The organism is Burkholderia alba (genome assembly GCF_034721475.1).
Lineage (GTDB): Bacteria > Pseudomonadota > Gammaproteobacteria > Burkholderiales > Burkholderiaceae > Burkholderia > Burkholderia alba.
Genome location: NZ_JAWJWL010000160.1, coordinates 1 through 622, shown reverse-complemented (window position 1 = coordinate 622; position 622 = coordinate 1). Strand labels below are relative to the sequence as shown.

Below are 622 nucleotides of genomic sequence, written 5' to 3'. Positions count from 1 at the left end.
GCCGGCTCGGCCTGACGCCTATAGTGGGGACGCGTCTAACCTCCCCGGAACGACGCAGTAGCAAATAGAGAACGTATCAAACGCGGCTGCCGTGATAGGCGGCCGTTTTTTTGCGACCCGAGGCGACCCGTTATTGAGTGCGCTTGATCACTATGGTCGCGCACAGAACCCCTGACCGAAAAGCCCGATGTAGCATGCCGTAGCCGGTGGGCGCAGGGTGCCTCAGGCGATAGGCAGCCCATCATCCGAGTCACAGCCAGGAAGGGGTCACTATGCTTCATCATGGGCACGTTGATGCTGATTCACGGCTTCTGCCGCAGCCTCGAGGCGGGGAAGTTCCTTTCATTCGTTTAAGATTTCCGAGAACCCGATTCGACGGGCCTGGGCGACCTGCGTGAGTTGACAGCTTGATGGGAGGCGGGGCAGGTCGATAGAGTTAGGGTGCGTCCTGACCTCCCCGGGATGGACGTAAATGGAAAATTCTTGAGGTGCGGCCGCTGTCACAGGCGGCCGTCTTTTTAGCGCACCATCAATGTCGCTAATAATAATGCTTATTAGCGGCATGGTATTTGATGGGGTGAAATGGGGGAAATCCCATCGTGTCTCGGGTAGCGTAATGACA

At 57.1% G+C, this 622-nt stretch carries 1 protein-coding gene; it reads right to left on the bottom strand.

Annotated features, from left to right (window positions below; all coding sequences use genetic code 11):
• Positions 1-342: 342 nt before the first annotated feature.
• The coding region (locus RZR99_RS32995) for a hypothetical protein (RefSeq protein ID WP_323123853.1) at positions 343-622 on the bottom strand (280 nt) is incomplete at its 5' end.